Origin of the sequence: Kitasatospora sp. NPDC058243, from assembly GCF_042882025.1 — a bacterium.
GTDB lineage: Bacteria > Actinomycetota > Actinomycetes > Streptomycetales > Streptomycetaceae > Kitasatospora.
In genome coordinates this window covers 189,926-194,375 of sequence record NZ_JBHVWW010000007.1, presented here as the reverse complement: position 1 = coordinate 194,375, position 4,450 = coordinate 189,926, and the positions used below count along the sequence as shown (strand labels likewise).

Genomic DNA, 4,450 nt, shown 5'->3' with positions numbered 1-4,450 from the left:
GGCAGCCGGACAGAACAACCGGAGGACAGCCCAGCAGGGCGTCAGTCAGTGGCAGAGCCACGACCACCAGGGACCCGGTTAGAACTATCAGTGTCGGTGGTGGGTCGTACGGTGGACTCGTGCGACCCATCACGAGTATTGAGCGGTCAGTGACGCCCTTCGAGGTCGTCAGTCCCTTCCAGCCGAACGGGGACCAGCCGGCGGCGATCGCCGAGTTGGAGCGGCGGATCAAGGGCGGGGAGAAGGACGTCGTCCTGCTCGGTGCCACCGGTACCGGGAAGTCGGCCACCACGGCCTGGATGATCGAGCGGCTGCAGCGGCCCACCCTGGTGATGGCGCCGAACAAGACGCTGGCCGCCCAGCTGGCGAACGAGTTCCGCGAGCTGCTGCCGAACAACGCGGTCGAGTACTTCGTCTCGTACTACGACTACTACCAGCCCGAGGCGTACGTCCCGCAGACGGACACCTACATCGAGAAGGACTCCTCGATCAACGAGGAGGTCGAGCGGCTGCGGCACTCGGCGACCAACTCGCTGCTGACCAGGCGGGACGTGATCGTGGTCGCCTCCGTCTCCTGCATCTACGGCCTCGGCACCCCGCAGGAGTACGTGGACCGGATGGTCCCGCTCAAGGTCGGCGAGGAGATCGACCGGGACGTCCTGCTGCGCCGCTTCGTGGACATCCAGTACGCCCGCAACGACGTGGCGTTCACCCGTGGCACCTTCCGGGTCCGCGGCGACACCATCGAGATCTTCCCGGTCTACGAGGAGCTGGCCGTCCGGATCGAGATGTTCGGCGACGAGATCGAGGCGCTGTACACCCTGCACCCGCTCACCGGCGAGATCATCAGCCAGGACGAGTCGGTGTACGTCTTCCCCGCCTCGCACTACGTGGCCGGCCCGGAGCGCATGGAGCGGGCGATCACCGGCATCGAGAAGGAGCTGGAGGAGACGCTCGCCCGGCAGGAGAAGCAGGGCAAGCTGCTGGAGGCCCAGCGGCTGCGCATGCGCACCACCTACGACATCGAGATGCTGCGCCAGATCGGCACCTGCTCGGGCGTCGAGAACTACTCGATGCACTTCGACGGCCGCGAGCCAGGCTCCCCGCCGAACACCCTGCTCGACTACTTCCCGGAGGACTTCCTCCTGGTCATCGACGAGTCGCACGTCACCGTCCCGCAGATCGGTGCGATGTACGAGGGTGACGCCTCGCGCAAGCGCACCCTGGTGGAGCACGGCTTCCGGCTGCCCTCCGCGATGGACAACCGCCCGCTGAAGTGGGAGGAGTTCCTAGGGCGGATCGACCAGACGGTGTACCTGTCGGCGACGCCCGGCCCGTACGAGCTGTCCCGCGGCGACGGCCAGGTCGAGCAGATCATCCGCCCGACCGGTCTGATCGACCCGGAGGTGATCGTCAAGCCGACCGAGGGCCAGATCGACGACCTGGTGCACGAGGTCCGCAAGCGGGTGGAGCGGGACGAGCGCGTCCTGGTGACCACGCTGACCAAGAAGATGGCCGAGGACCTCACCGACTACATGCTCGGCCTGGACATCCGGGTCCGGTACCTGCACAGCGACGTGGACACCCTGCGCCGGGTGGAGCTGCTGCGCGAGCTGCGCGCGGGCAGGTACGACGTGCTGGTCGGCATCAACCTGCTGCGCGAGGGCCTGGACCTGCCCGAGGTGTCGCTGGTGGCGATCCTGGACGCGGACAAGGAGGGCTTCCTGCGCTCCGGCACCTCGCTGATCCAGACGATCGGGCGGGCCGCCCGAAACGTCTCGGGCCAGGTGCACATGTACGCGGACCGGATCACCCCGTCGATGGAGAAGGCGATCGACGAGACCAACCGCCGCCGGGTCGTGCAGCAGGCGTACAACAAGAAGCACGGGATCGACCCGCAGCCGCTGCGGAAGAAGATCGGCGACATCCTGGACACCCTCGCCCGCGAGGACGTGGACACCGACGAGCTGCTCTCCACCGGCTACCGCGGGGCCGCCGGGAAGGGCAAGGCCCCGGTGCCGGCCCTGGGCATGGAGCGCAAGCAGGGCGAGAGCCTGCCGGCCGCCGAGCTGGCGGAGCTGATCCAGTCGATGACGGACCGGATGCACGCGGCCGCCGCCGACCTCCAGTTCGAGGTCGCGGCCCGGCTGCGTGACGAGGTGAAGGAGCTGAAGCGGGAGCTGCGCCAGATGCGGGAGGCCGGCGTGGCCTGAGCGGGGGCCTGAACGGGGGTCTGAGGCGGGTCGAGGCGGCCGCCGGGCCGGGCCGGTGTGACACCGGTCAAGCCCGGCGGTGTCTCAGCCTTGCCACAATGCGGCGACCGCCGGGAGGTGCGGGGTGCCGCAGGCCCTAGGCTGGCCTGCGGCATCGACCTCGGGACGAGGTGGTGCGACAGCAACAGGGGGCCTCAGCCGGGGGACGGCACGGGGTGTTCCACCGTGGCGCCGCGCGGGGAGCGACCGCGTGGCCGGGTAGAGAGGACAACGCCGTGTCGGTGAACCTTGCCAAGGGACAGCGGGTCAGTCTCCAGAAGGGGCCGGGCGGCGCGTTGACCGTGGTCCGGATGGGGCTCGGCTGGCAGGCCGCGCCGAAGCGGGGCCTGTTCGGCAGTCGCACCAGGACGATCGACCTGGACGCGTCGGCGCTCCTGTACGCCGAGAAGACCCCGTCCGACGTGGTGTTCTTCCAGCACCTGGAGAGCACGGACGGTTCCGTCCGGCACACCGGGGACAACCTGGAGGGCGGCTCCGGCACGGAGGACGACGAGGCGATCCTGGTGGACCTGCTGCACGTGCCGGCGCACATCACCCAGGTGGTGTTCACGGTGAGCTCGTACACCGGGCAGACCTTCGCGGAGGTGCAGGGCGCCCACTGCCGGCTGGTGGACGAGACCACGGGCGAGGAGCTGGCCCGGTACGAGCTGGCCGGGGGAGGGCCGCACACCGGGCAGATCATGGCGAAGGTGTTCCGTGACGGGGCCGGCGGCTGGGAGATGCAGGCGATCGGCGCGCCGGCCAAGGGGCGGACCTTCCAGGACCTGCTGCCGGCGATCGAGCCGTACCTCTGACGGCATCCCGGACGGCATCCCGGACGGGCGCTCCGGACGCCATCCCTGACGGTTCTTTACCTTCTTTACCTTTACTTGGGCTTCCTGTTACTCTCGATGGCAGCGGAGGGGAGTATTCCCCCGCAGTTGTCCCCGTCATCACGGGCGCCCACGAGTGGCGCCCCGGGGCGCTGGTCCGTGCGGACGCCCCGAGAGCGGGCCCGACGGGCGGAAGAGACCTCCGGCAGTGACGATGACTGTCTCGCCTACCTGCCGGAGGAGCAGTAGTGGACGTTTCCGTAACCATGTGGATCACCACGATCGGTGTGCTGATCGCACTGATCGTGGCGGACTTCTTCATCGGAGGGCGCAAGCCGCACGAGGTCTCGATCAAGGAGGCCGGGATCTGGACCGCGGTCTGGATCGTGCTGGCGCTGATCTTCGGCGGGTTCCTCTGGTGGCACTCCGGCGCGCAGCCGGCCGGTGAGTTCTTCGCCGGTTACATCACCGAGAAGTCGCTCAGTGTCGACAACCTGTTCGTCTTCATCCTGATCATGGGCAAGTTCGCGGTGCCGAGGATCTACCAGCAGCGCGTGCTGATGTTCGGTGTGATCATCGCGCTGGTGCTGCGGGCGGTCTTCATCGCCGGCGGCGCGGCGCTGGTCACCCAGTTCTCCTGGGTGTTCTTCATCTTCGGCGCCTTCCTGATCTGGACCGCCTGGAAGCTGATCAAGGAGGCCCGGGCCGGCGAGGAGGAGGACGAGTTCGAGGAGAACCGCCTGCTCAAGTCGATCGAGCGGCGATTCCCGTCCACCGACACGTACCACGGCACGAAGTTGTTCATCCGGGAGAACGGCCGCCGGCTGATGACCCCGATGCTGATCGTGATGCTGGCGATCGGCACCACGGACGTGCTGTTCGCGCTGGACTCCATCCCGGCGATCTTCGGCCTGACCCAGGACCCGTACATCGTCTTCACCGCCAACGCCTTCGCCCTGATGGGCCTGCGTCAGCTGTACTTCCTGATCGGCGGCCTGCTGAAGAAGCTGGTCCACCTGTCGTACGGCCTGTCGGTGATCCTCGGCTTCATCGGTGTGAAGCTGGTGCTGCACGCGGCGCACGAGGCAGGCGCGAACGTGCCGGAGATCGGCATCCCGCTCTCGCTGGGCGTCATCGTGGTCGTGCTGGCCGTCACCACGGTGACCAGCCTGATCGCCTCGAAGAAGCAGGAACGGGCCGAGCGCGAGGCCCAGAAGCTGGACGCCTGACCCCCGCGGGACGGCCGAGGCCCCCGCGACCCGGAAGGGGTCGCGGGGGGCTCCTCTTTTTCCCTTTCCCTTTCCCCCAGGCCCCAATCCCCCACCCCCCCCCCCCCCCCCCCCCACACATGCGCGCTCCGTATCC

General features: G+C 68.3%; 3 protein-coding genes. All 3 read left to right on the top strand.

All coding sequences use genetic code 11. From position 1 onward, the window contains the following. Positions 1-119: 119 nt before the first annotated feature. The 3 genes from uvrB (at position 120) to ACFVX9_RS08075 (ending at position 4,314) form a co-directional block, all read left to right on the top strand. Positions 120-2,213, top strand: a complete 2,094-nt coding sequence (gene uvrB / locus ACFVX9_RS08085; protein WP_380375191.1) for an excinuclease ABC subunit UvrB — start codon at positions 120-122, stop codon at positions 2,211-2,213. 275 nt (positions 2,214-2,488) lie between these two features. Continuing rightward, the gene (locus ACFVX9_RS08080; RefSeq protein WP_063349497.1) at positions 2,489-3,067 is read left to right on the top strand and encodes a TerD family protein; all 579 of its coding nucleotides are present in this window, start codon (positions 2,489-2,491) and stop codon (positions 3,065-3,067) included. A gap of 266 nt (positions 3,068-3,333) precedes the next feature. Next, the gene (locus tag ACFVX9_RS08075; RefSeq protein WP_363368878.1) at positions 3,334-4,314 is read left to right on the top strand and encodes a TerC family protein; all 981 of its coding nucleotides are present in this window, start codon (positions 3,334-3,336) and stop codon (positions 4,312-4,314) included. The last annotated feature ends 136 nt before the right edge of the window (positions 4,315-4,450 follow it).